25 protein-coding genes are annotated in these 21,456 nt (G+C 71.2%); 14 read left to right on the top strand and 11 right to left on the bottom strand.

The window, feature by feature from the left end:
• Positions 1–62 precede the first annotated feature (62 nt).
• A complete protein-coding gene (locus P8627_RS07970) occupies positions 63–530 on the top strand; it encodes an Lrp/AsnC family transcriptional regulator (RefSeq protein ID WP_279967248.1) in 468 nt (155 codons plus the stop codon).
• Between the two features lie 3 nt (positions 531–533).
• On the opposite strand, the gene P8627_RS07965 is transcribed toward P8627_RS07970, so the two are convergent.
• A complete protein-coding gene (locus P8627_RS07965) occupies positions 534–3,698 on the bottom strand; it encodes a 4Fe-4S dicluster domain-containing protein (protein WP_279967247.1) in 3,165 nt (1,054 codons plus the stop codon).
• Between the two features lie 235 nt (positions 3,699–3,933).
• Between P8627_RS07965 and P8627_RS07960 the strand changes: the two genes are divergently transcribed.
• From P8627_RS07960 to P8627_RS07945, 4 genes are all read left to right on the top strand, one after another.
• Positions 3,934–5,271, top strand: coding sequence for a flagellin (locus P8627_RS07960; protein WP_279967246.1), 1,338 nt, complete (start codon positions 3,934–3,936; stop codon positions 5,269–5,271).
• A 110-nt stretch (positions 5,272–5,381) separates the two neighbouring features.
• A complete protein-coding gene (gene flaF, locus P8627_RS07955) occupies positions 5,382–5,753 on the top strand; it encodes a flagellar biosynthesis regulator FlaF (protein WP_279967244.1) in 372 nt (123 codons plus the stop codon).
• 13 nt (positions 5,754–5,766) lie between these two features.
• The gene (locus P8627_RS07950) at positions 5,767–6,156 is read left to right on the top strand and encodes a flagellar biosynthesis repressor FlbT (RefSeq protein WP_279967243.1); all 390 of its coding nucleotides are present in this window, start codon (positions 5,767–5,769) and stop codon (positions 6,154–6,156) included.
• Positions 6,153–6,944, top strand: a complete 792-nt coding sequence (locus P8627_RS07945; protein ID WP_279967242.1) for a DUF1217 domain-containing protein — start codon at positions 6,153–6,155, stop codon at positions 6,942–6,944. Before P8627_RS07950 ends, P8627_RS07945 begins: the two co-directional genes overlap by 4 nt.
• A gap of 145 nt (positions 6,945–7,089) precedes the next feature.
• Here P8627_RS07945 and P8627_RS07940 read toward each other — a convergent pair whose 3' ends face one another.
• Positions 7,090–8,451: a FliI/YscN family ATPase gene (locus P8627_RS07940; RefSeq protein WP_279967241.1), complete on the bottom strand. Its 1,362-nt coding sequence runs from the start codon at positions 8,449–8,451 to the stop codon at positions 7,090–7,092.
• A 90-nt stretch (positions 8,452–8,541) separates the two neighbouring features.
• Between P8627_RS07940 and P8627_RS07935 the strand changes: the two genes are divergently transcribed.
• Genes P8627_RS07935 through P8627_RS07895 form a run of 9 tightly spaced genes read left to right on the top strand, consistent with a single transcriptional unit; the run spans position 8,542 to position 13,005 of the window.
• Entirely contained in the window at positions 8,542–8,904 is a 363-nt protein-coding gene (locus P8627_RS07935; protein ID WP_279967422.1) for a flagellar basal body protein, read from the top strand.
• A 2-nt stretch (positions 8,905–8,906) separates the two neighbouring features.
• Positions 8,907–9,299, top strand: a complete 393-nt coding sequence (gene flgC, locus P8627_RS07930; RefSeq protein WP_279967239.1) for a flagellar basal body rod protein FlgC — start codon at positions 8,907–8,909, stop codon at positions 9,297–9,299.
• Positions 9,300–9,329: 30 nt separating this feature from the next.
• Positions 9,330–9,596, top strand: a complete 267-nt coding sequence (locus P8627_RS07925; protein ID WP_279967238.1) for a flagellar hook-basal body complex protein FliE — start codon at positions 9,330–9,332, stop codon at positions 9,594–9,596.
• Between the two features lie 3 nt (positions 9,597–9,599).
• Positions 9,600–9,866, top strand: a complete 267-nt coding sequence (locus P8627_RS07920; protein WP_279967236.1) for a flagellar biosynthetic protein FliQ — start codon at positions 9,600–9,602, stop codon at positions 9,864–9,866.
• Position 9,867: 1 nt separating this feature from the next.
• The gene (locus P8627_RS07915; protein WP_279967235.1) at positions 9,868–10,581 is read left to right on the top strand and encodes a flagellar hook-basal body complex protein; all 714 of its coding nucleotides are present in this window, start codon (positions 9,868–9,870) and stop codon (positions 10,579–10,581) included.
• 9 nt (positions 10,582–10,590) lie between these two features.
• Positions 10,591–11,376 (top strand): flagellar basal-body rod protein FlgG, encoded by a 786-nt coding sequence (gene flgG, locus P8627_RS07910; RefSeq protein ID WP_279967234.1) that lies wholly within the window; start codon positions 10,591–10,593, stop codon positions 11,374–11,376.
• Positions 11,373–11,798 carry a flagellar basal body P-ring formation chaperone FlgA gene (gene flgA / locus P8627_RS07905; RefSeq protein ID WP_279967233.1) on the top strand — a complete coding sequence of 142 codons (426 nt, stop codon included), beginning with the start codon at positions 11,373–11,375 and terminating at the stop codon, positions 11,796–11,798. The genes flgG and flgA overlap by 4 nt, the downstream gene beginning before the upstream one ends.
• A 17-nt stretch (positions 11,799–11,815) precedes the next feature.
• Positions 11,816–12,541, top strand: coding sequence for a flagellar basal body L-ring protein FlgH (flgH, locus tag P8627_RS07900; protein WP_279967232.1), 726 nt, complete (start codon positions 11,816–11,818; stop codon positions 12,539–12,541).
• Complete coding sequence (locus P8627_RS07895; protein ID WP_279967230.1) at positions 12,541–13,005, top strand: flagellar basal body-associated protein FliL; 465 nt, start codon at positions 12,541–12,543, stop codon at positions 13,003–13,005. Before flgH ends, P8627_RS07895 begins: the two co-directional genes overlap by 1 nt.
• Positions 13,006–13,018: 13 nt before the next feature.
• On the opposite strand, the gene P8627_RS07890 is transcribed toward P8627_RS07895, so the two are convergent.
• The 9 genes from P8627_RS07890 to P8627_RS07850 are packed head-to-tail and all read right to left on the bottom strand — an operon-like array spanning position 13,019 to position 21,401.
• Entirely contained in the window at positions 13,019–13,348 is a 330-nt protein-coding gene (locus P8627_RS07890; protein WP_279967229.1) for a hypothetical protein, read from the bottom strand.
• Positions 13,345–14,418 carry an EscU/YscU/HrcU family type III secretion system export apparatus switch protein gene (locus P8627_RS07885; protein WP_279967228.1) on the bottom strand — a complete coding sequence of 358 codons (1,074 nt, stop codon included), beginning with the start codon at positions 14,416–14,418 and terminating at the stop codon, positions 13,345–13,347. Before P8627_RS07885 ends, P8627_RS07890 begins: the two co-directional genes overlap by 4 nt.
• A complete protein-coding gene (locus tag P8627_RS07880; protein WP_279967227.1) occupies positions 14,415–15,170 on the bottom strand; it encodes a flagellar biosynthetic protein FliR in 756 nt (251 codons plus the stop codon). The genes P8627_RS07885 and P8627_RS07880 overlap by 4 nt, the downstream gene beginning before the upstream one ends.
• A complete protein-coding gene (locus tag P8627_RS07875; protein ID WP_279967226.1) occupies positions 15,167–17,224 on the bottom strand; it encodes a flagellar biosynthesis protein FlhA in 2,058 nt (685 codons plus the stop codon). Before P8627_RS07875 ends, P8627_RS07880 begins: the two co-directional genes overlap by 4 nt.
• A 44-nt stretch (positions 17,225–17,268) precedes the next feature.
• Complete coding sequence (locus tag P8627_RS07870; RefSeq protein WP_279967225.1) at positions 17,269–19,077, bottom strand: hypothetical protein; 1,809 nt, start codon at positions 19,075–19,077, stop codon at positions 17,269–17,271.
• Entirely contained in the window at positions 19,074–19,937 is an 864-nt protein-coding gene (gene motA, locus P8627_RS07865) for a flagellar motor stator protein MotA (RefSeq protein ID WP_279967224.1), read from the bottom strand. Before motA ends, P8627_RS07870 begins: the two co-directional genes overlap by 4 nt.
• Before the next feature lie 6 nt (positions 19,938–19,943).
• Complete coding sequence (locus P8627_RS07860; protein WP_279967223.1) at positions 19,944–20,522, bottom strand: MotE family protein; 579 nt, start codon at positions 20,520–20,522, stop codon at positions 19,944–19,946.
• Positions 20,519–20,902, bottom strand: a complete 384-nt coding sequence (locus tag P8627_RS07855) for a hypothetical protein (RefSeq protein ID WP_279967222.1) — start codon at positions 20,900–20,902, stop codon at positions 20,519–20,521. Before P8627_RS07855 ends, P8627_RS07860 begins: the two co-directional genes overlap by 4 nt.
• A gap of 1 nt (position 20,903) precedes the next feature.
• Positions 20,904–21,401, bottom strand: coding sequence for a flagellar basal body-associated FliL family protein (locus tag P8627_RS07850; protein ID WP_279967221.1), 498 nt, complete (start codon positions 21,399–21,401; stop codon positions 20,904–20,906).
• Positions 21,402–21,456 lie beyond the last annotated feature (55 nt).

Raw genomic sequence — 21,456 nt, 5'->3', positions numbered from 1 at the left:
GTTGTCGCGGGCGGATACCGCGGTATTCTCAGTCGAAACCGACCCCGCCTGTGAGATCCGCGATGATATCCCCGCTCGACCCCACGGATCGCCGAATCCTCGCCGCGCTTCAGGCGGATGGTCGCATCCCGGTCACCGCCTTGGCGGAGCGCGTGGGCCTGTCGGCCAACGCCGTGTCGGAGCGGATGCGGCGGATGCACCGCGATGGCGTGATCGAGGGATACGGCGTGCGCCTGTCGCCCGCTGCGCTGGGCCTGTCGCTGACCGCCTTCATCGAGGTCAAGCTGGAACGCATCGCCGCGGATGTCTTCGACCAGTTCGCCGCGGCCATCCGCGATCTGCCGGCCATCGAAGAATGCCACATGGTCGCCGGCGGGTTCGACTACCTTCTGAAGACGCGGCATCGCGACATGGATGCCTATCGCGCCTTTCTGTCGGACGAGCTGCTGACGCTGCCCGGGCTGCGCGAAACGCGGACCTATGTCGTGATGGAGCGGGTGATCGAGGCCGGGGCGATGCGGCTGCGCTAGCGCTCAGAGCTCGATCTCGACAATGCCGCCCGGCTCCGCCGCGCGGCTCTGGCACAGGATCATGCGCGTTTCGCGCTGGGCGTTCGACAGGACGAAATCGCGGTGATCGACCGCCCCGCGATAGCGGCAGGCGCAGACCCCGCAGATGCCGTCGGCGCATTTCACGTCGACCTGCACGCCCGCCCGTGCCAGCGCGTCGGTCGCGCTTTCCTCGGCGGCGACCGCCACCTCACGCCCGTCGGACAGGCGCAGGGTGAAGGGATGGCGGGGACGTTCCGGCGTCTCGGGCACGGCGAAATATTCGAGATGCCGGGCCGTCTCCGGGAACCCCGCGGCGGCGGCGGCCGCCATGACGGCGCTCATGTAGCGGTCGGGGCCGCAGGCATAGACATGGGTTCCGGGGCGATGGTTGACGATCGCCGGCAGGTCGGCGCGCGTGCCCTCATCGGCGACATGGAGGTGGACGCGGTCGGCCCAGGGGGCCGCCGCCAACGCGTCGAGGAAGCCCGCGCGGGCGCGGGACGGGATCGAGTAATGTAGATCGAAGCCGCGGCCCAGCGCGTGCAGCCGGTGCGCCATCGCGATCATCGGGGTCACCCCGATGCCGCCGGCCATCAGGAGGCTGTGGAGCGCCTCCTCGACCAGCGGGAAGTGGTTGATCGGCTTCGAGACGAAGACCCGGCGCCCGGGCCGGAAGATGCGGTGCATCAGGGCTGAGCCGCCACGCCCGGCTTCCTCGCGCAGGACGCCGATCCGGTAGGCGGTGCGGTCGGCCGGGTCGCCGGTCAGCGAGTATTGCCGCAGATATTCCGGTGCCACGACCACGTCGACATGGGCGCCGGCCTGCCATTCCGGCAGATCGGAGCCGTCAGCGGCGACCAATTCGTAGAGCGTGACATCGGGCGACATGCGCTGAACGGCGCGGATCTCGCAGGCGATGACCGGCGCGTCGCGATCCGCGGTGTAGCGGTGCAGGTGGCTTTCGTCGCCCGCCGCGAGCCGGGCGCGATACGCCTTGGGCGACAGCAGGGCCGCATGCGCGGCGATCCCGGCTTCGCGGTCCATCGGGTCGGGATAGGGATGCGGGTGCGGGGCCAGGGGCGCGGGATAGACGGCGAGCGTCTGATCCTCGGGGCGCAGTTCGAGATCGGTCTGCAACCCGCGCGCGTTGACGGGGTGGCGCGTCGGGCGGTAGGCGCCGTCGACCTGCAATTCGAGGTCCCACCACCATTTCTTGACCGGGTTCAGACCGCCCCGGCCCAGCGCGTCGTCGATCCGGGCCAGCACCGGCGCGGCGGCGGGCAGATGCGTCGCCGTCCAGCGGAAGGGCGCCTCGGCGAACAGGCCCTCGAGGTTCCAGGGGCAGGTCTTCATGCAGCGCCCGCACATCGCGCCGCCGGGCGTGGTGATCCGGTAGGTGGCGCATTTCTGGCTGTCCGACTTCCAGATCTCGTAGCCGTTGAACATGCGCTTGGGCCCGGCGGTGATCGCGCCCGACGGGCATTCCCGGGCGCATTTGTTGCACCCCTCGCAGAAGCGCTGCAGCCCGAAATCGATGGGGCGGTCACGGTCCAGCGGCATATCCGTTGTAATCACGCCGGATTTCAGCCGCGGGCCGAGGAACGGGTTCAGGATCACCTCGCCGATCCGGCTGACCTCGCCCAGCCCGGCCAGCAGCAGAAGCGGCGGCTGAAGCACCTCGCCTTCGATCACGGTATGCGCCTTGGCCTTCCAGCCCAAGTCCCGGATCAGCCGCGCCAGCACCCCGCCCAGAAGCGAGAAGCGCAGATAGGCGCGCATCGATTGCGCGACGCTGATCCAGTCGTCGCCCGACGCGCCCTCCATCGTCTCGAAGCCCTGGTCGACCACCATCGAGATCGCCTGGTCATGCGGCGGGTCGATCGGCTCGCCCCGCGCGTCGTGGCTGTACCAGGTCCAGGCCGGGCAGCGGCTGATGCCGACCGCGTCGACGCCCAGCCAATAGGCGGCTGCCTTCACGTTGTCGGCATTGGCGCGCGGATCGGCGGGGCGGGGCCCGTCGGCGGAGGGGCCGTCCTGCAGCAGGGTGAAGGCGCCCAGCATCCGGCGCTGCGCCGCCGAGGGCGCCGATTTGCGGACGTAATGCCCCGCGGTGGCCTGTTTCTGCACCGCCGGCCCGAGATCGCCGAATTGCGCCCGGGCGAAGAGATCGGCGCGCTTCGGGACACGCGGGACATTCGCCTCGTCGATGAAGGTGGTCGGCCGGTCGACCCGTTTCAGCGTCTCGAACGGGTGCGGCCCGTCGCGGAAGGCGCGGCGCGCGAAGGGGTCGCGGCTGAGCGCCGATTTCGCGGTGCCGATCCCCAGCCACCAGCGCGGATCGGCCGCCTGCCGGGGGTCGAGCGGGGCATCATGGGCGAGCTCGAAATCGGTCGTCACCGCGGCGATGCCGAAACGGCGGCCCAGGAAGGGCGCCTCGACGACGCCGTTCCGGACCGTCAGGACGCCCGCGGCGACGCCGAGCGCGTGCAGCTCCACCTCGCTGGACGTCGCGGTATGGGCCACCGCGTCCCAGCCCAGCACGCGCAGGTAGCTGGCCAGGACGACCGCCGTCTCGCTGGCGCGCAGCGCGGCGCGATGGGCTTCGGCGCCGTCGATCCAGGCGGTGCCGGGCTCGTCCTTCCGCAGCGGGCGCGGCATGTCCTGAATGACGACGATGGCATGGCCGTGGCCGCCGATCCCCGAGGGCGGCGCGGCCACCGCGTCGCGCAGATCGGCCATGATCACGTCGATGCCCGAGGCCAGCGTCTTCGCCTCGCCCTCGTCGAGGCGCCGCGCCAGGGCGTCGATGCCGGGATTGCGGCGCGCCGCGCCCAGGCGGGCGGCGTCGGGCACCGGCCCGATCCCCATCAGCGCCGCGTCCGAGAAATAGCCGAACGCCTTGAGATGCCGGGCCCGCTCTACGGGATCGACGGGGCAGTCGGCGCGGTTCCCGTTCACCAGCCCGTCCCGGATCGCGTCCATCGTCGCCTGGTAATCGGCCATCGCCGCCACGATCGGGGCCGGCCCGTCGAAGGCGAGCGGCGCGCGCGGCGGCACCGGATCGGGCGCGCGATCGCACCGGCGCAGCCGCTCCAGCGGGTAGGGGCCCAGATGCACCGGACGGTCGCGGGTCGAGAAGAGGCGCATCGCGGCATGTGACCGGCGCGCCGGGTGCAAGGCAAGACCGTTCGAATGCGCCGCGAATCCGCGGCATGGCGCGGGCCGGAATTAGGGATCCGTTAGGTCCCCGCTTCTAGCACCGGACGGGCCCAGAACGGCGAGGGGCCGGGCCGTGCGCCCGATCCATGGGACAGAATGTCGATGACGCCCGTCTGACGGGCCGTAACAGCCCGCGAAGCGGGCGCATTCAAAGGAAACGAAAATGTCCAGCATTCTGACCAATAACGGCGCGATGGTCGCGCTGCAGACGCTGCAATCCATCAACAAGAACCTCGGCATGACGCAAGCCGAGATCTCGACCGGCAAATCCGTGGCCAGCGCCAAGGACAACGCCGCTGTCTGGGCCATCTCCAAGCAGATGGACAGCGACGTGAAGGGCTTCAAGGCGATCTCCGAAAGCCTGGCCCTGGGCGAGTCGACCGTCGCCGTGGCGCGCAACGCGTCCGAGACGGTGACCGACCTGCTGACCGAGATGAAGGCGAAGATCGTCGCCGCGCAGGAAGAGAACGTCGATCGCGGCAAGATCCAGACCGATATCGTCGCGCTGCGCGACCAGATCGGCTCGGTCGTCACCGCGGCGCAGTTCAACGGGCTCAACCTGCTCGACGGCGCCAGCGACGACCCGATCTCGGTGCTGTCCTCGCTCGATCGTAAGACCGACGGCACCACGTCGGCCAGCCAGATCGCCGTCAACCGCCAGAACCTCTCGGTGACCGAGCCGGTGACCGCGGCGGCCTTCGGCGCGACCGACCTCGCCAGCGAGGCGGCGGCGAACGCGCTGATCGACAGCACGAACTCGACCACTGTGAACGACGACTCCGCGGTGATCGACGGCACGAACGAGGCCAGCCTCGCCAACGCGGCCGCCGACGAGATCGTGATCGGCACGGTGTTCGAAGGCGCCAGCTACCAGATCGTGCTCGACGACATCGACGTGAACGTCCAGGGCGGCGGCACGGCGAAGGGCTCGCGCACCTTCGAATACGTGGCCTCCGCCGATGACGGCACGGCCGACGTGGCCCGCGCGCTGACCAACCAGATCAGCGCCTTCTTCGCAGCCGCCACCGAGTCGAGCCTCGCCTACAGCGCCGAGCTGAAGGCGGGTGCGGACAACACGATCGTCATAACGAACGGCACCGCGACCACGACCAACGACGCGATCTTGGTCGGCCTGCGCGCGCAGGAAGACGGCACGCCCGGATCGTCGGCCAGCACCGGCGGGCTGGGCGCGCTGCAGAACATCGACGTCACCAGCGACACGGGTGCCACTGGCGCGCTCGGCGTGATCGATGGCCTGATCGACAAGGCGATCGAGGCCGCGGCCTCCTTCGGCTCGGCGCAGGGCCGGATCGAGACGCAGGCCGATTTCGTCTCGAAGCTGAGCGACTCGCTGAAGTCGGGCATCGGCTCGCTGGTGGATGCCAACATGGAGGAAGCCTCGGCCCGCCTCCAGGCGCTGCAGGTCCAGCAGCAGCTGGCGACCCAGTCGCTGTCGATCGCCAACCAGGCGCCGCAGTCGATCCTGTCGCTGTTCCGGTAAGGACCGGCCCCGCCCGTCCCGGCCCTCCGGCCGGGGCGGGTCCCCCAGGCCCGGCGCGACGCGCCCTTCCTCCGCCCGCGGGCGGACCTCTCTGAAAGCGAGACAGCCGAATGGGTTTTCCTCAGACCGCAACCGCCGCCTACGGCGCGTTGGAGCCCGCCCTCGTCGACCCGAGCCGTGCCGAGGCGCTGGTCTTCGCGCGCGTCACCCGCGCCCTCGAAGCCGCCTTCGCGACCGCCGACGCCAGCGCCGCCGACCGCGCCCGGGCGCTGCACGACAATCGCCGCCTCTGGCTGGCCGCCGCGGCCGCCTGCGCGGACGACGCCAACGCGCTGGCCCCGGACCTGCGCGCCGCGCTCATCAGCCTGGCGGGCTTTGTCGAACGCCACAGCTCGACGGTCCTGCGCGGCCAGGCCGGGCCGGAGCCGCTGATCGAGATCAACCGCCGCGTCGCCGGCGGCCTGACGCGCGGAGCCTCCTGAGATGGCGGGGCTGATGCTGAAACTGCCGGCCGGCGAGCGCATCCTCGTCAACGGCGCCGTGCTCGAGAACGCGGGACGCGGCGCGCGCTTGCGCGTGCTGACGCCGAACACGCAGCTCCTGCGCCTGCGCGACGCGATCGACCCGACGGGCCGGCTGACCCCGGTCTCGCGCATCGCCCATGCGGTGCAGATGATGCTTCTCGGCGAGGCCGAGCCGCGGATCGCCTTGCCCGAAGCCCTGGAGGGGCTCGTCCCCCTCCGCCACGCCTTCACCGCGCCCGAAGACCGCGACCGGATCGACCGGATCGCCGCCTTCCTGCAGGAGGAGCGGTTCTACCAGGCGCTGCGCCAGCTCGGCGCCCTGCGGGAGCGCGAGGCCCGGATCCTCGCCGCCGCGGGATGAGCTTCCAGCCCTTCGCCCCGAGCGGCGGCCTGTCGGGCTGGCGCTTCGTTCAGGCCACGCTTCCCCAGCAGCGCGCGGCCTTCGCCGCGGGCCCGGTGCTGGAACGCGAGCTCGCCTATTTCCGCGACCGGATCGGCACGGTGACCTCGGCGGAGGAGCTGGTCGGCGATTACCGCCTGCTTTCCGTCGCGCTCGCGGCATTCGGCCTCTCCGACGAGATCGGCAACCGCTTCCTGATCCGCAAGGTTCTGGAGGAGGGGACGACCGCGCCCGACGCGCTGGCCAACAAGCTGTCCGATCGCCGCTATCGCGCGCTGTCGCAGGCTTTCGGTTTCGGGGATTTCGCGACGCCCAACACGGCGCTTTCAACCTTCCCCGACCAGATCGCCGAGAAGTTCACGGAGCGCGGTTTCGAACGGGCGCTGGGCGAGACGCGGCCGGGGCTGCGGCTGGCGTTGAACGCGCGGCGCGAACTGGTCGAGATCGCCGGGAGCAGCGGCTCGAACCGGACGAAATGGTTCACGATCATGGGCACGCCGCCCCTGCGCAGCGTGATGGAGACGGCGCTGGCCCTGCCGAAGAGCTTCGCCGCGCTGCCGATCGACCGCCAGCTGCAGGAATTCCAGGTCCGGGCCGAGGCCGCTTTCGGGACCGACGATGTGGCCGCGCTCGCGGCGGCTCCTGTGCTGGACCGTCTCCTCGACCGCTTCGCCGCGCTCGACGGTCTGGGCCGGCAGGGTCCGGGCGGTCCCAGCTCGCCCGCGCTCGTCCTGCTCCGCGGCTTCTGATCCGCGCGGAAAGGTCCAGGAGCGCCATCGCCCGAGCATGCCGACGACAATCGCGCGCCTCTCGGTGCGAAATGACGGGGCCGGGATTTCGGTCGACCGGCCAAGATCGATCGGTGCCGCCGTCGGGGGCGCTGCGCCGGTCTCCTCAGCCCGGCGGATGGCCCTCCCGATCCGGTGCGCGATACGGCAGGCCGAGCGGTCCGGCGAGCTGCCGGAAGGCCTCCTCGACCGTCGGCAAATCGGTTTGGGCAAAGACCGCCTCGAGCCGCGGCACGATGGCGAGCGTCCGGTCGATCTCGGCGCTGGAGCCGCGCTCGTAGAGGCCCGACCGGACCATCAGCGCGTTGCGGTCGTGGATCGAAAGGAGGCGCCGGACCTCGCCGATGATGGCGTTCTCCTCCGCGCTCGCCACGCCGGGAAGACAGCGCGAGACCGAGCGCAGGACGTCGACCGCGGGAAAGCGCCCCGCCTCGGCGATGTCGCGCGACAGGACGACATGCCCGTCGAGCTGGCCCCGCAGGATGTCGGCGACGGGCTCCTCCATGTCCGACCCCGCGACCAGCACCGAGAAGATCGCCGTGATGTCGCCCTGCCCGTCCCCGCCGGGTCCCGCGCGTTCGGTGAGCCCGGCCAGGAGCGGCGTCAAGCTGGCGGGGTGGCCGCGCAGGTCGCAGGGCTCGCCCGCGGCGGCGGCGACCTCGCGATGCGCCTCCGCCAGTCGGGTGACGCTGTCGCACAGGAACAGCACGCGCCGGCCGCGGTCGCGGAAATGCTCCGCCGCGGCCATGGCGGTGATCGCGCAGCGGCGGCGCAGGCTGGCCGGCTGGTCCGCGGTCGCCGCGATCACGACGCTGCGCGCCATGCCCTCGGGCCCCAGCGCGCGGCTGGTGAACTCCGCCACCTCGCGCCCCCGTTCCCCGACCAACGCGAGGACGCAGATATCCGCCTCGATCTGCCGGGCCATCGCGGCCAGAAGGGTCGATTTGCCGATGCCCGAGCCGGCGAAGAGCCCGATGCGCTGCCCGGCCGCGAGGGGCAGCACGGTGTCGATCACCGCGTGGCCGGTATGCAGCCGCGGCCCCATCCCCCGCCGCCGCGTGGCCGCTTGCGGGCGCGCGTGAAGGGGGCGCGGAACCCCGTCCGGCACCGGCCCGTCGTCGAGCGGGCGGCCGAAGGGGTCGAGCACGCGCCCGATCCAGTCGTCGCCCGGCGCGATCTGCGGGGCCCCGCCCGGCCAGGCGGCTTGACCGACGCGCAGGCCGGTCGCCTGCCCGAAGGGCGTCGCCCGCAGCCCGGCCGGGTCGATGCGCACGATTTCCGCATGATGGCGGCCCCCGCTCTCGTCCTCATAGACGAGGTCGTCGCCCAGCCGGGCATGGCGCGACAGGCCACCGACCTCGAAGCCCGCGGCGTCGAGCGCGTTGATCCGCCCGATCGGCACGGCCGTCCGGATGCCCGCCAGACGCTGGCGGAGCGTGGCGAAGGGGTCGGCGGCGTTCTGGGTCATGTCGCTCCTGACGTCTTGGAACGGTTTCTAAAGGAATCGGCCTTAAGGGATCGTTGCGACCAAGGCCGGAGGGTTTGACCCGTGAACGAGATGCTTCCGCTGCTGGGACTGGCTGCCGGCGCCGCGCGCCATGCGGCGGCCCGCCAGGCGACGATTTCCGTCAATGTCGCCAATGCCGATACGCCCGGGTTCCGGGCCCGCGACCTGGCCCCGTTCGACCCCGGGGGCGACCCGTTCGCCTTGCGCCAGACGCATCCGATGCATCTGGGCGCCGGCGCGATGGCGCCCCCCAGTTTCGAGATCTCCGATGTCGCGGCCGATCCCAACGGCAACACCGTCGACCTGGAGGATCAGATCCTGCGCGGGATCGAGGCCGCGCGCGGCCATGACCGCGCCGTCACGATCTATCGCGGGACGCTCGACATGCTGCGTGCCAGCATCGGGCGGAGGTGAGCATGGCAGAATTCTCCGACGCGCTGACGATCCTGTCCTCGGGTATGCGGAGCCAAGGCCAACGGCTGCGCCACATCTCCGAGAATATCGCGAATGCCGATACGCCCGGCTATCGCCGCAAGACCGTCGATTTCCGGCAGACCGTCGAGGATGGCCGACGCTCCGGCGCGGTCGAGACCGGCGATGTCCGCCTCGACCGGCGGGAGCTGACGCGGGTCCGGGACCCCGACCATCCGATGGCCGATGCCGAGGGGTTCTATGACGGCTCCAATGTCGAACTCGTGGTAGAGCTGGCCGATGCCCGCGAGGCGCAGCGCAGCTACGAAGCCAATCTCAAGATGTTCGAGCAGGTGCGGCGCATGTCGTCGGGCCTGATGGACATCCTGAAACGATAGGACCTTTTCCCACTCTCACGGAGGCCCAGAATGGACCTGACCCAGATCAGCGCCGGCATCGCCGGCGCCCCGAGCCCCGCGCCCGCGCCGACGCTCGCCGCCGCCGAGGCCGCGCGCGGCTTCGCCGAGACGCTGGCGCTGGCCGAGACGCAGGCCCAGGCGGCCCTGACCGGCGCGGGCGACCCGCACCGGCTGGTCACCGCGATGGCCGAGGGCAAGCTCGCCGTCGACACGGTGGTGACGATCCGCGACCGGGTCGTCGAAGCCTACCAGGAAATCCTGCGGATGCCGGTCTGAGCGATGCCGGAGGCCCTGTTCTTCGACACCCTGCGCCAGGGATTGTGGGTCGCCGTCCTGATGTCGGCCCCGATCCTCGGGATCGCCCTGGCGGTCGGCCTGGCGATCGGCCTGTTGCAGGCGCTCACCTCCATCCAGGAGATGACGCTGACCTTCGTGCCGAAGATGGCGGCGATGCTGGGCGTGTTCTGGGTTTCCATGAGCTTCATGAGCCTGACCCTGGGCCGCTATTTCACGGACACCCTGCTGCCGATCGTGGAGGGGTTCTGACGTGACCGACGGCATCTATCCCACCATCGGCCGGCAGGTCGGGCTGCTACGCGAGATGGACGTAATCGCCCAGAACATCGCAAATGCGGCGACGACCGGATATCGCGCCGAGGGCCTGGTTTTCTCCGAGCATGTCTCGGCCGGAACGGGCGACGCGCCGTCGATTTCCTTCGCCACCGCGGGCGGGCGCCATGTCCGCCAGGCCCAAGGCGCGCTGGAGCGGACCGGCGGCACGCTGGACCTCGCCATCGAGGGCGAGGGCTGGTTCCTCGTCGATGTGAATGGGACGCCGCACCTGACGCGGGCCGGGAGCTTCACCGCGGGCCCGGATGGCGGGATCGTCACGCCGGACGGAAACGCGGTCCTCGACGAAGGCGGCGCGCCGCTATTCGTTCCGCCGGGCACCGCCGCCATCCATGTCGGCGGCGACGGGACGCTTTCGGCGGATGGCCAGCCGCTGGCGCGGATCGGCGTGGTGCGCCCGGGCGACCCGCTCGGCCTGACGCGCCGGGCGGGCACGCTCTTCGAGGCCGGGGCCTACGTCCCGGTCGAGGCGCCCTCGGTGCGGCAGGGCTTCCTCGAGGCGTCCAACGTCGCGCCCGTGCTTCAGATCGCGCGGATGATCGCCGTGCAGAACGCCTACCAGATGGGCCAGGGCTTCATGGATCGCGAGGACGAGCGCATGCGCGCGATGTTCCGCCTGATGGACAGATAAGGAGACGACATGCGTGCACTCAGTATCGCCGCGACCGGGATGAGCGCCCAGCAGATGCGGGTCGAGGTCATTTCCAACAACCTCGCGAATATGGACACCACCGGCTACAACGCCCGGCGGGCCGAATTCGCGGATCTGCATTACCAGCAGGTGACGCGCGCCGGCTCGATCGCCGCCGCGACGGGGGCGGTGGTGCCGGCCGGCGTGCAGCTGGGGCTCGGGGTGCGCTCCGCCGCGGTCAGCATGGAGGTGGCGCAGGGGTCGCTCGAGCAGACGGGCGGCGATCTGGACCTCGCCATCGAGGGCCGCGGCTATATCGAGGTGACGCTGCCCTCGGGCGTGGCCGCCTATACCCGCGACGGCGCGCTCAAACGCACGGGCGAGGGCCAGCTCGTCACGTCGGACGGCCATCCGGTCGTGCCCGACATCACCATCCCCGACGACACGCGATCGATCAGCATCAGCCCGGATGGCGAGATCTATGCCTATTTCATCGACCGCGTCGAACCCGAGCAGCTTGGCCAGCTGAGCCTCGTCAATTTCGCCAACGAGAAGGGGCTCGAGGCGCTGGGCTCGAATCTCTACGCTGAGACCGGCGCGTCCGGTGCGCCGCTCGTGGGCTTTCCGGGCGAGGACGGGCTGGGCTTCTTCCGGCAGGGCTATCTCGAGGACAGCTCGGTCGACGCGGTGCGCGAGATCACCGATCTGATCGAGGCGCAGCGCGGCTACGAGATGAACGCCAAGGTCATCACCGCCGCCGACCAGATGCTCGGCGCGACGACGCAGATCCGATGATCCGCATCCTCCTCTCGACGCTCGTGCTCCTCGGCCTGTTTGGCCCTGCGGCCATCGCGGGCTCGGTCACGGTGCTGCAGCCGGTGCGCGCGGGCGACGTTCTGGACGGCGATCTCCTCGCCTTCGGGACCGAGGAGGCGGCGGATGGCTTCACTGACCCCCGCGACCTGATCGGTCTCGAAGCCCGGGTGAACCTCTATCCCGGGCGGCCCGTCCGGACGCGCGAGGTCGGCGCGCCGACCGTGGTCCGGCGCAACGCCGTCGTGTCGCTGATCTTCCGGCGCGGGGGCCTGACGATCCTGTCGGAAGGCCGGGCGCTGGGACGGGCCGGTGACGGCGAGGCGGTGCGCGTCATGAACCTGTCCTCGCGGTCGACCGTGATGGGCGTCGCGACGGCGGCCGGTGCCGTCCTCGTCAACTGACCCGATCGGAGACTGCCATGCGATCCCTTTCCACCGTCCTGGCCGCAGCACTCGCCGTCGCCGGCTGTTCGCGGCTCGCCGATGTCGGCCAGGTCCCCGAACTGACGCCCGTCGGCGCCGGCCGGGAAGACGCCGCGCTCGCGATGGGGGCCCCGGTGCCCCTCCTGCCCGCGACGCCGCTACAGCGCGCATCGCTCTGGAACGGGGGGCCTCGCTCGCTCCTGGGCGACCGCCGCGCGGGGCAACAGGGCGACATCCTGACCGTCGTGGTCGAAATCGACGAGGCGGCGGAGATCAACAACACCACCAACCGGTCCCGCAGCGGATCGGAATCGATGGCCATTCCGGATTTCCTGGGCCTTCCGCAACGGATCGACCCACGCCTGCCCGCGGGCGCGAGCCTGGCGAATGCCGTCGACGCCAATTCCTCCAGCGCCTCGACCGGGGCCGGCGGCGTGCGCCGGAAGGAGCGCCTGACGCTGCGCGTGGCCGCGACGGTCGTCGACGTGATGCCGAATGGCGCCTTGCGGATCGAGGGCCGGCAGGAGGTCCGCGTCAATTTCGAGATCCGCGAGATGCTGGTGACGGGATATGTCCGCCCCGAGGATATCAGCCGCCAGAACGAGATCACCTATGACAAGATCGCCGCCGCGCGGATCGCCTATGGCGGGCGCGGCCAGATCACCGACATGCAGCAGCCGCGCTACGGCCAGCAGGTCGCCGATATCCTGCTGCCCTTCTGATGATGGGCAAGCTCCTCCCCGTTTTGCTGGTCCTGGCGGCGCTGGCTGGCGGCGGCGTCGCGGGTCACGCCCTGCGCCCGGCCCCGCCCGAGGGCGAGCCCGAACCCGAGGCCGAGCCCGTTCGCGCCGAGGTGCCGGAGGACGAGCGCTTCGTGACGTTTCGCGAGGCCTTCATCGTGCCCGTGCTGCGCGACGGGCGGCTCTGGGGCAACGTGATCCTCAATCTCGGGGTCGAGGGCCGCAATGTCGGTCGCGACGCGATTCTACTGCGCGAACCGCTCCTGCGGGATGGCCTGACCGAGGCCCTATTCCGCCATGGCAGCCTGGGCGGTTTCGACGGCAATTTCACCGAGGCGCTGGCGATGAATGGGCTGCGCCTGCGGCTCAACGAGGTGGCGCGGGCGCTGCTCGACGACCCCGAAGCGCGGGTCCTGATCGTGTCGATGGCGCGCCAGGACGCTTGAGCCCGGGCCCCTGTCAGGCCTTCCCCGACCCGATCAGCCGGTCGATCACTTCGCTGCGCGCGCGGTCGCGCGCATGGGCCTCGCGCTGGGGCTGCGCGGCGGCGTGAAGCCGTGCGGCGGCGAGGGACAGCTGCGACAGTTCGGCCGCGCGCCAGCGCAGCCAGCGGTCCTGCGCCGCCGCCTCGGCGAGCGTTTCGGGGGCCTGCAGCGGCTGATCGGTCAGGGTCGCGCGCCGGGCCTCGAGCGCGGCGATCCGGCCGCGATAGACGGCGAGATCGCGGCCCGACCGCTCGGCGCGAAGCTGCGCCAGGGCGCGCAGCGACCGGAGCTCGCGCGGGGTCACCCGCGTGCGCCCTCGTCGAGGGACCGGGCGAAGCGGATCGCGGCGGCGACGGCCGCGAAATGCTCGCGCTCGATCGCGGCGCCGATCTCGACGGATGCGTGAAGCGCCCGGGCGGTGGGCGGGTCTGAGAAGATCGGGACGCCCGCCGCCTCCGCCGCCTCGCGGATCCGGGCGGCGACGGCGTCGACGCCCTTGGCGACGCAGATCGGGGGCGACGGATCGGCGGGCGACCAGCGCAACGCCACCGCATAATGCGTCGGGTTGACCACGACGACCGCGGCCTCGGGGATATCCTGCAGCATCCGGTTGGTCGCGATTTCCTCCGCGCGGCGGCGGCGCTTGCCCTTGAGATGCGGATCCCCCTCGGCCTGCTTGGTCTCGTCGAGCAGTTCCTGCCGCGTCATGCGGTTCTTCGCCAGATGCGTGTGCCGCTGCCAGAGCCAATCTGCCGCCGCGATCGCGGCCGAGACGAGCATGACGAGCACCGTGAACTGCGCCAACAGCGCGGCCAGCGATCCCGCCAGGACACGGGGGTCGCTGGCGGCGGACGCGACGATCCGGTCGGCATTGCGGACGAGGAACAGGCCGCAGATCCCGCCGAAGACCACCATCTTCGTCGCGGATTTTGCGAATTCGAACAGGCCCGACGGCCCGAACTTGTTGCGGGCGTTCGCGAGGACGGAGATGCGCTGCCATTTCGGCGCGAGCCGGGTCGGCGCGAAGACCACCGCCCGCTGCGCCAGCAAGCCCGCGAGGACCAGTCCCGCCGCCGGCGCGACGAGCAGGCCCGAAATCGCCAGCGCCTCGCCCAGGATCGCGCCGCCGGCCCCGGCGCCACCGGCCCGCAGCGGCCGGGACAGCGGTCCTGCGTCCTGGATCAGCGTCCCACCCAGATCCGCCATTCGTTCGGCGAGGGCCGGGCCGAGCGCGGCGAGGGCGGCGAGCGCGCCCGCATAGGAGGCGAAAACCGCGATGTCCTGCGACCGGATCACCTCGCCCTTCCGGCGCGCCTGCATCAACTTTTGCGGCGTCGCCTCGTGGCTGCGTTCGGCCCCGTCCTCGCCGTTCACGGCAGGCCCGCCGCGACCGGATCGCCCAGCGCCGCCAGCATCGCGGTCTTCCAGATCGAAAGGATCAGCGGCGCCGACAGGAACAGCAGCACGCCGCTCGCCCCGGTGATCGCCGGCGCCCCGACCAGCGCCACCATCAGCTGCGGCATCGCGCGGTTGATGACGCCCATCGCCGCGTTGTAGACCAGCGCCGCCAAGGCGAAGGGGGCCGCCAGCCCGACGGCGAGGGCGAAGGCTTGGCCCGCGCGCGCGACGCCCCACCGGGCCATGTCCTCGCCCCCCGGCAGGCCGCCCATCGGCACGACGTCGTAGCTGCGCAGCAGCATCTCGATCACCATCAGGGGCAGGCCCGCCGCCATCAGCAGGCACAGCCCGGCGAGATTGAGCAGGTTGCCGATTGCCGAGGACGGCTCGACATTGCCGAAAAGCTGCGCGAGCGACGTGTATTGCGCGGCCATCATGCCCGCCATGGTCAGGGCCTGCGCGACGAAGCGCAGCACCGCGCCGAAAGCCACGCCGGTCACCGTCTCGATCGCGATCACGCCCGCGGTCAGGGCGGGCGGCGCCGCCACGGAGGGCGCGACGGCCGCGGTCAGCGCGAAGGCCGCCACGAGGCGCACGCGGACGGGGATCATCCGGTCGCCGAGCCCCGGCAGCAGCAGCATCAGGGCCCCGACCCGCAGGAACACCGCGAAGCCCTGGGCGAGATACGGCGCCACCAGATCGTGGATCTGCAGAAGCGCCGCGATCATGCGGCGACCGATCCCAGGATCGCGGGCGTCGCCCCGGGCCCGATCTCCTCGTAGGAGATGACCGGATTGCTCAGGCCACGTGCGGCGATGACCCCGTGGACAAAGCGGCGGCGCCGGGCCGAGGTGACGATCGCGGCGTGGCTTCCTTGCTCGGCGGCCTTCGCGACCATCTCGGCCAGGCCGCGCGCCAGTTTCTGGATCGCCTCGCCGGGAAGGGCGACCTCGCGCCCCGGCCCCGGCCCTTCGAGCTGGTGCCGCGCGAAAGTCTCCTCCCAGGCGGGGGCGAGCTGGATCAGCGGCAGCGTGCCGTCGGGCCGGCGCAGCTCGGCCGTGATCTGCTCGGCGAGCCGCTGGCGCACCAGTTCGGCCAGGTCCTCGGGGGTCGCGTTGCCGTCGCGCGCCTCCGACAGGGTCTCGAGGATCAGCGGCAGGTTCCGGACGGAGACGCGCTCGGCCAGCAGGAGGCGCAGCACGGCCAGAAGCGTTTCGGGCGCGACCTTTGTGGGGATCAGGTCGTCGAGAAGGCGGCGATTGGCGATCGAGAGTTCGGGCGAGGAGACCTTGCCGAAGGCGTCCAGCAGGGTCTGGAGCCCCTTCAGCCCCAGCAGGCGCGGGAAGTTGGACTTGATGATCTCGAGCAGATGCGTCGCCAGGACCTCGCCCGGCGTCACGATGGTCTCTCCGAGATAGTCGTCGGCCATGGACGCCGGGATCCAGCGGGCGGGGGCGCCGTAAACCGGTTCCTTCACGGCGCGGCCGGGCAGCGTCTCGGGCAGGCCTTCGCCGGTCAGCATGAGGACATGATCGCGTTCCAGCCGATCCCGCGCCGCCTCGACCCCCTGGATGCGGATGACGTAGGTCCCGGCGGGCAGGCCGGGATCGTCGGTCAGCCGGATCTCGGGCAGGATGATGCCGAAGCGCTCGGCGATGTGGTCGCGCAGGCCCGACATGCGCCCCTCCAGCCCGGTGGCCGGATCGAGGGCCAGGTCGACGAGATCCAGCGCAAATTCCACGCGGATATCGTCCAGCGCCAGCACGTCGCCGATGGCGCGCTGGGGCGCGGTGGGCTCGGCATCCTCGGGCAGGATCTCGGGCTGTGCCGCGGCGCGGCTTCGCCATATGGCGGCGCCGCCGAGGATCAGCGCGCCGATGAAGAACGGCACGAAGGGCAGGCCCGGGACGAAGGCGAAGACCGCCATGATCAGCGCCACCGTCGCGAGCGCGGCCGGGTGGCGCCCGATCTGGCCGAGGATCTGGGCGTCGATCGCGCCCGCCGCCCCGCCCCGCGCCAGCAAGAGGCCGGATGCGATCGAGATGATCACCGCCGGGATCTGCGACACCAGCCCGTCGCCCACGGTCAGGATCGCGTAGGTCTCGACCGCCTCGCCGATCGGCATGCCATGCGCGACCATGCCCGAAGCGAGGCCGACGACCAGATTGAGGATCGTGATCAGGAGGCCGGCGACGGCGTCGCCCTTGACGAATTTAGAGGCGCCGTCGAGCGAGCCGAAGAAATTCGTCTCGGCCAGTTCCTGCTCGCGCCGGCGCTTGGCCTCCGTGTGATCGATGGCGCCCGCGGACACGTCGCTGTCGATGGCGAGTTGCTTTCCCGGCATGCCGTCCAGGGCGAAGCGGGCGCCGACCTCGGCCATCCGGGTCGCGCCCTTCGTGATGACGACGAAGTTCACGATCAGCAGCACGCCGAAGACCACCAGGCCCAGGGCGACCGAGCCGCCCATCACGAAACTGGCGAAGCCCTCGATCACATGGCCGGCCGCATCCGTGCCCGTGTGCCCCTGGCCGATGATCAGCTTGGTGGAGGAGACGTTGAGCGACAGGCGCAGCATCACGGCGGCCAGCAGGATCGTCGGGAAGGCCGAGAAGTCGAGCGGCGCGCGGATGAAGAGCGTCGTGGTGAAGATGAGGATCGCGAGCGCGAAGCTGGCCGAGAGGCCGATATCCAGAACCCAGGACGGCATCGGCAGGACCATCATCAGGATCACCGCCATCAGCGCGATGGCCAACAGGACCGTGGGCTGAAAGATCGCTCGCATGGGGGCTCCGCCGGATTGGTTGAGGCCGGGCTAGCGAAGGAGCGTTAACGCGGCGTTTCGATCGCGCCCTCCAGCGCGAGAAGATCCGAGACCAGAGCGGCAAGCCGACGGCTGTCGGCCAGCGCGGCTTGCGCGGCGGCGAGATCGGGATCGGGCCCCGGCGCCGCCGGGGCCGAGGCGCGCCGATTGCGGTGCAGGACGAAGCGCGCCAATTCGGCGCGTGGGGCGGGGATGTCCTCCGCGCCCTCCGCCGAGGCCACCAGGTCGCGCTCCAGCCAGGGTTGCGCCGGTGGGATGGCGACGGGTCGCGCGGCCAGCCGTGGCACGTCGCGCGGCGATCCGGCGGCCTGGAGGAACGCGCCCGCCGCGTCGGGCAGGCCGAACCGGTCGAGTATCGCCGCCGCGTTCAGCGCCGGATCCGATCCCGGCGCGACGTGATTTCGAATCCGGATGGCGAGCTCGGCGAAATCGCCGGGGCGCAGCACCTCGCGCGCATGGTCGAGCACGGCCGTGGCGGAGATCCGGTCGGACCGGACCATGGCGGCCGCGTCCGCCAGGCGGCGCCGCGTGACGAGGCTGAGCGCCAGCGCGGCGTCCAGTCGCGCCGCTGCCTCGCCCGCGGGCAGGGACGGCCTGAGCGCCACCGCGTTGGCCAGGTCCAGATCGCTGAGCGCCGCGGCGTCCCGGGCCCCGTCTTCCAGCCGCGCGATGACCGCCTCGATCGCCGCGGGCCCGGTGCCGGCGGCCGGGTCGAGGCCGGGCGGCCCGGCTTCGGTCGCCATCTCGGCATCGGGCCGGATGAGCAGGAGCCCCGCTTGACCCTCCCGTTCGAGCCGCGCGCGCAGGCGCGGCCCATCGGCCTGCCAGCGCGCAGCGGGCAGCGCCGCGAGAAACCGCGCCAGCGCCCGGCTGTCGACCGCGCGCCAGTCGATGGCACGGCCCGGGACCAGAAGCGCCAGCGTCACGCTGCCCGGCCCGCAGGCCGGGTCCGGGCCCGGCGGGCCTTCACTGCCCTCGGCCGCAAGGGCGATGGCCGTCAGGATCGGGTCGGGATTATCCGTCAATTTAAGGACATGCCGGGTCTCCGCGCCCCAGCCCAGGGCCGCGTAGCGTTCGGCCAGGTCGCGCAAGGCCCCGGGCATCAGCGTGTCGCGGGTGTCGAAAAGGGTGGCGGTCCTGCCCGGAAGCTCGGCCAGTTCGGCCTCGGGGTCGCGCAGCAGGATCTGCGCGATCCGGCTTTCGCCGTCGCATGTCGGGCGGGGCGGCGGCGCGGCCTCGGGCGCGTCTCCGGGCAGGATCGTCGCGGCCCGAAACGGTCGGATCGCGACCTGGGGCAAGGGCGCCGCCGCATCCCCGGCCGGGGCGTCCGGCCCCGCGCGGGCGATCGGGGGCATCGGTGCGGAGGGCGGAAAGCCGATCGCGAAGTCGGCGGCCTGCGGAAGGCGCAGGGGCAGGGTCGGGACCGGGGGCTGCGCCACGGCGCGCGCGGTCGGGGCCGGGTCCGAGATGTCGATCACGATGTGATCGCTCGCGATCTGGCTCACGGAGACGGGGCAGTCGCAGGCCAGCGACAGGACGATCCCGTTCGGCGAAGCCGCGATACCCTCCAGCCGATCCCGGGGGATCAGGCGGAACACCTCGTCCAGGTCGAACGTGCCGCGCAAGCCCGTGAATGCGATCTCGACCCGCCCCGGGCCCGGGCGGTCGACCCTCCAGTCGATTCGGCCCGATGCCGGAAAGACGAGCCGCGAGAAACGCGCGTGTTCGCCCGATTGCACGGCGATCCGGTCCTGGGCCTTCGCGCCGCCGGCGAGGCAGGCAAGGCCCAGCGCGACGAGGACCGCGCGGATCATGCGGCTTTCCGGGCCTTCAGCGCCTCCTCGAGCTCGGCATAGCTCGGGCGCATATGCGTGGGCGTCGACTGGCGTCCGACCTCGATGCAGATATTCGTCGCGTGATTGTGGAGGTTCGCGACCAGCACCTCCTGGATCAGGGCGTAGAAATGACCGTCCTGCTCGCCGATGGCCTTGAGACGGATCGCGAAGGGGCCGACGATGCCGTAGGCCAGGAACACGCCGAGGAAGGTGCCGACCAACGCGCCGCCGATCAGCTTGCCCAGCACCTCGGGCGGCTGGTCGATCGACCCCATGGTCTTGATGACCCCCAGAACCGCCGCCACGATCCCCAGCGCGGGCAGCGCGTCGGCCATCGATTGCAGCGCGTGGCTGGAATGCAGCGAATGGTGCAGGTTCTCCTCGATCCGCGCCTCCAGCACCTCCTCGACCTGGTGCGGGTCGTCGTAATTCATCGAGATGGCCCGGAGCGTGTCGCTGATCATCGCGATCGCCTCCCGGTCGGCGAGGATCCGGGGATAGTTGCCGAAGATGTCGGAACTGTCGGGCGCCTCGATATGCTCCTCCAGCGCGACGGGATTCTGGCGGCCGAGCCGAACCAGTTCGAACAGAAGGCACAGCAGGTCGCGATAATCCTCGGGCTTCCAGCGCGGGCCCTTGAAGACCTTCCCGATATCCTTGAGCGTGTGCTTCACCTCGGCCAGCGAATTGCTGACCAGGAAGGCGCCGATCGCGGCCCCCCCGATCATCGTCATCTCGAAGGGCAGGGCCTTCAGGATGATCGCCATCTTGCCGCCGGCCATCAGGTAGCCGCCGAAGACCATGACGAAGATGCAGATGATTCCGATGATCCCGACCATTCGCGGTCACTCCCTCGCGGCGTTGGCGTTGCGGCCGGCCATGATCACGCTCAGCGCGTAGGCCGTGTCCGGTGTCAGGCTCGAGAACACGCCCGCCGCCGCGTCGGGCCGCATGCGGGCCAGGAAGCCGGCGGCGAAATCGGGCGACATCGTCTCGAAGAGAAGCGCCGCGTCCTTGGGTTTCATGCCTTCGTAGACGCTGACCAGCCGGGTGATGTCGGCCTCCGACGCCTCGGCCGAGCTGAACATCCGCGCCTCGAGGGCCGCCTCCGCGGCGGTCAGGCTGTCGAGGGCGGCCATGACCTCCTGCCTGGCGAGTTCGACGTCCCGCTCGCGCAGCGCGATCTCGGCCTCGCGCGTCTCGAGCGTTCCGGCGCGCGCGGAGATCTGGTCGAGGAGATCCCCGACCTCGCCCGAGGGCGGGCAGAGCAGCTCCGCCGCATCGGCGCGATCGGGCGCGTCTTCCGGCAGGCTGGCAAGCCCGGCGGAGACCACCCGCGCCACCGCGGAGACCAGGAGCAGCGCCAGCAGCCCGGTCAGCGAGAGCCGGCGCAGCTGTCGCCGAATTGCGACGCCCGCGCTCATGTCCGATCCCCGGCCCGGCGGGGATGGGCGCGGAAGCTGAGCGGCGCCTCCGCGGCCGGTGACGCGGGTGACATCTGCGCCAGCGCATCCTCCGCATCGTCGAGGCTGTCGAGCAGCATTTCGAGCCGGCCGATCCGGTCGTCGGCGGCGTCGGTCGCGTCGCTCAGGCGTTGCAGGCGCGCGTCGCCTTCGGCTGTGGCCGCGTCCAGCGCGGCGCGCATCGCGTCCAGCCGGTCGGAGAGCGCGGCGATGCTGCCGCCGATGCCGCTTTCGACGTCGTTGAAGGCGCGCAGCCGGGCGGCGAGCCGCCAGCAATACACGGCGAGCCCGACGGTCGCGCAGAGAAGGAGGAGATCGGGGATCAGGGCGAGGATTTGCATGTCAGTTGATCACGAATTCGGAAACGAGGAGGTCTTCGACCGTGCCGGGACCGGCCAGAAGCTGGACGCGGCGCAGCAATTGCGCGCGCACGCGCAGCAGCGCCGTCGGCGATTCGAGCACCTCCATCGGCACCGCGCGGAGATAGGTCGTCGCGATATCGGCGATGCGCGGCCGCACGGTCTCGGCGCGCTCCATCCCGGTGGCCGAGACCTGGAGCTGGGCGCGGAAGCGCAGGTTGCGCAGGGTTTCCGGACCGCCGACCGTCACGGTGATCGGGTCGAGCGGGAGGAAGGCGAGGGCGAGAGGCTCGGCCGCCTCCTCCAGCGCGGACTCGGCCGATTCGGCGCCCGGCAAGATCGCGTCGAGCGCGCCGCTGAAGGCCGTGTAGAAGCCGCCCCCGCCCGCGGCGAGCACGCCGACCCCGACGAGGATCCACTTGAGCTTGCCGCCCCGCTTCGGGCCGTCGTCTTCGCTGTCGGGACTGTCCGTCTCGGCCATGCGCCACCCTCCGGTTACGAGGGCGGTCCTAGACCATCGGTGACTAACCGAATGT

It is taken from the genome of Jannaschia sp. GRR-S6-38 (genome assembly GCF_029853695.1).
GTDB lineage: Bacteria > Pseudomonadota > Alphaproteobacteria > Rhodobacterales > Rhodobacteraceae > Jannaschia > Jannaschia ovalis.
The sequence above is the reverse complement of the archived record's forward strand: the minus strand, read 5'-3'. Positions and strand labels throughout refer to the sequence as shown.

Excerpts from the sequence above, each read along its gene's own strand:
- P8627_RS07970 (WP_279967248.1), top strand. The coding sequence starts at position 63 with ATGATATCCCCGCTCGACCCCACGGATCGCCGAATCCTCGCCGCGCTT.
- P8627_RS07965 (WP_279967247.1), bottom strand. The coding sequence starts at position 3,698 with ATGCGCCTCTTCTCGACCCGCGACCGTCCGGTGCATCTGGGCCCCTAC.
- P8627_RS07960 (WP_279967246.1), top strand. The coding sequence starts at position 3,934 with ATGTCCAGCATTCTGACCAATAACGGCGCGATGGTCGCGCTGCAGACG.
- flaF (WP_279967244.1), top strand. The coding sequence starts at position 5,382 with ATGGGTTTTCCTCAGACCGCAACCGCCGCCTACGGCGCGTTGGAGCCC.
- P8627_RS07950 (WP_279967243.1), top strand. The coding sequence starts at position 5,767 with ATGCTGAAACTGCCGGCCGGCGAGCGCATCCTCGTCAACGGCGCCGTG.
- P8627_RS07945 (WP_279967242.1), top strand. The coding sequence starts at position 6,153 with ATGAGCTTCCAGCCCTTCGCCCCGAGCGGCGGCCTGTCGGGCTGGCGC.
- P8627_RS07940 (WP_279967241.1), bottom strand. The coding sequence starts at position 8,451 with ATGACCCAGAACGCCGCCGACCCCTTCGCCACGCTCCGCCAGCGTCTG.
- P8627_RS07935 (WP_279967422.1), top strand. The coding sequence starts at position 8,542 with ATGCTTCCGCTGCTGGGACTGGCTGCCGGCGCCGCGCGCCATGCGGCG.
- flgC (WP_279967239.1), top strand. The coding sequence starts at position 8,907 with ATGGCAGAATTCTCCGACGCGCTGACGATCCTGTCCTCGGGTATGCGG.
- P8627_RS07925 (WP_279967238.1), top strand. The coding sequence starts at position 9,330 with ATGGACCTGACCCAGATCAGCGCCGGCATCGCCGGCGCCCCGAGCCCC.
- P8627_RS07920 (WP_279967236.1), top strand. The coding sequence starts at position 9,600 with ATGCCGGAGGCCCTGTTCTTCGACACCCTGCGCCAGGGATTGTGGGTC.
- flgG (WP_279967234.1), top strand. The coding sequence starts at position 10,591 with ATGCGTGCACTCAGTATCGCCGCGACCGGGATGAGCGCCCAGCAGATG.
- flgA (WP_279967233.1), top strand. The coding sequence starts at position 11,373 with ATGATCCGCATCCTCCTCTCGACGCTCGTGCTCCTCGGCCTGTTTGGC.
- flgH (WP_279967232.1), top strand. The coding sequence starts at position 11,816 with ATGCGATCCCTTTCCACCGTCCTGGCCGCAGCACTCGCCGTCGCCGGC.
- P8627_RS07895 (WP_279967230.1), top strand. The coding sequence starts at position 12,541 with ATGATGGGCAAGCTCCTCCCCGTTTTGCTGGTCCTGGCGGCGCTGGCT.
- P8627_RS07880 (WP_279967227.1), bottom strand. The coding sequence starts at position 15,170 with ATGATCGCGGCGCTTCTGCAGATCCACGATCTGGTGGCGCCGTATCTC.
- P8627_RS07875 (WP_279967226.1), bottom strand. The coding sequence starts at position 17,224 with ATGCGAGCGATCTTTCAGCCCACGGTCCTGTTGGCCATCGCGCTGATG.
- P8627_RS07870 (WP_279967225.1), bottom strand. The coding sequence starts at position 19,077 with ATGATCCGCGCGGTCCTCGTCGCGCTGGGCCTTGCCTGCCTCGCCGGC.
- motA (WP_279967224.1), bottom strand. The coding sequence starts at position 19,937 with ATGGTCGGGATCATCGGAATCATCTGCATCTTCGTCATGGTCTTCGGC.
- P8627_RS07860 (WP_279967223.1), bottom strand. The coding sequence starts at position 20,522 with ATGAGCGCGGGCGTCGCAATTCGGCGACAGCTGCGCCGGCTCTCGCTG.
- P8627_RS07855 (WP_279967222.1), bottom strand. The coding sequence starts at position 20,902 with ATGCAAATCCTCGCCCTGATCCCCGATCTCCTCCTTCTCTGCGCGACC.
- P8627_RS07850 (WP_279967221.1), bottom strand. The coding sequence starts at position 21,401 with ATGGCCGAGACGGACAGTCCCGACAGCGAAGACGACGGCCCGAAGCGG.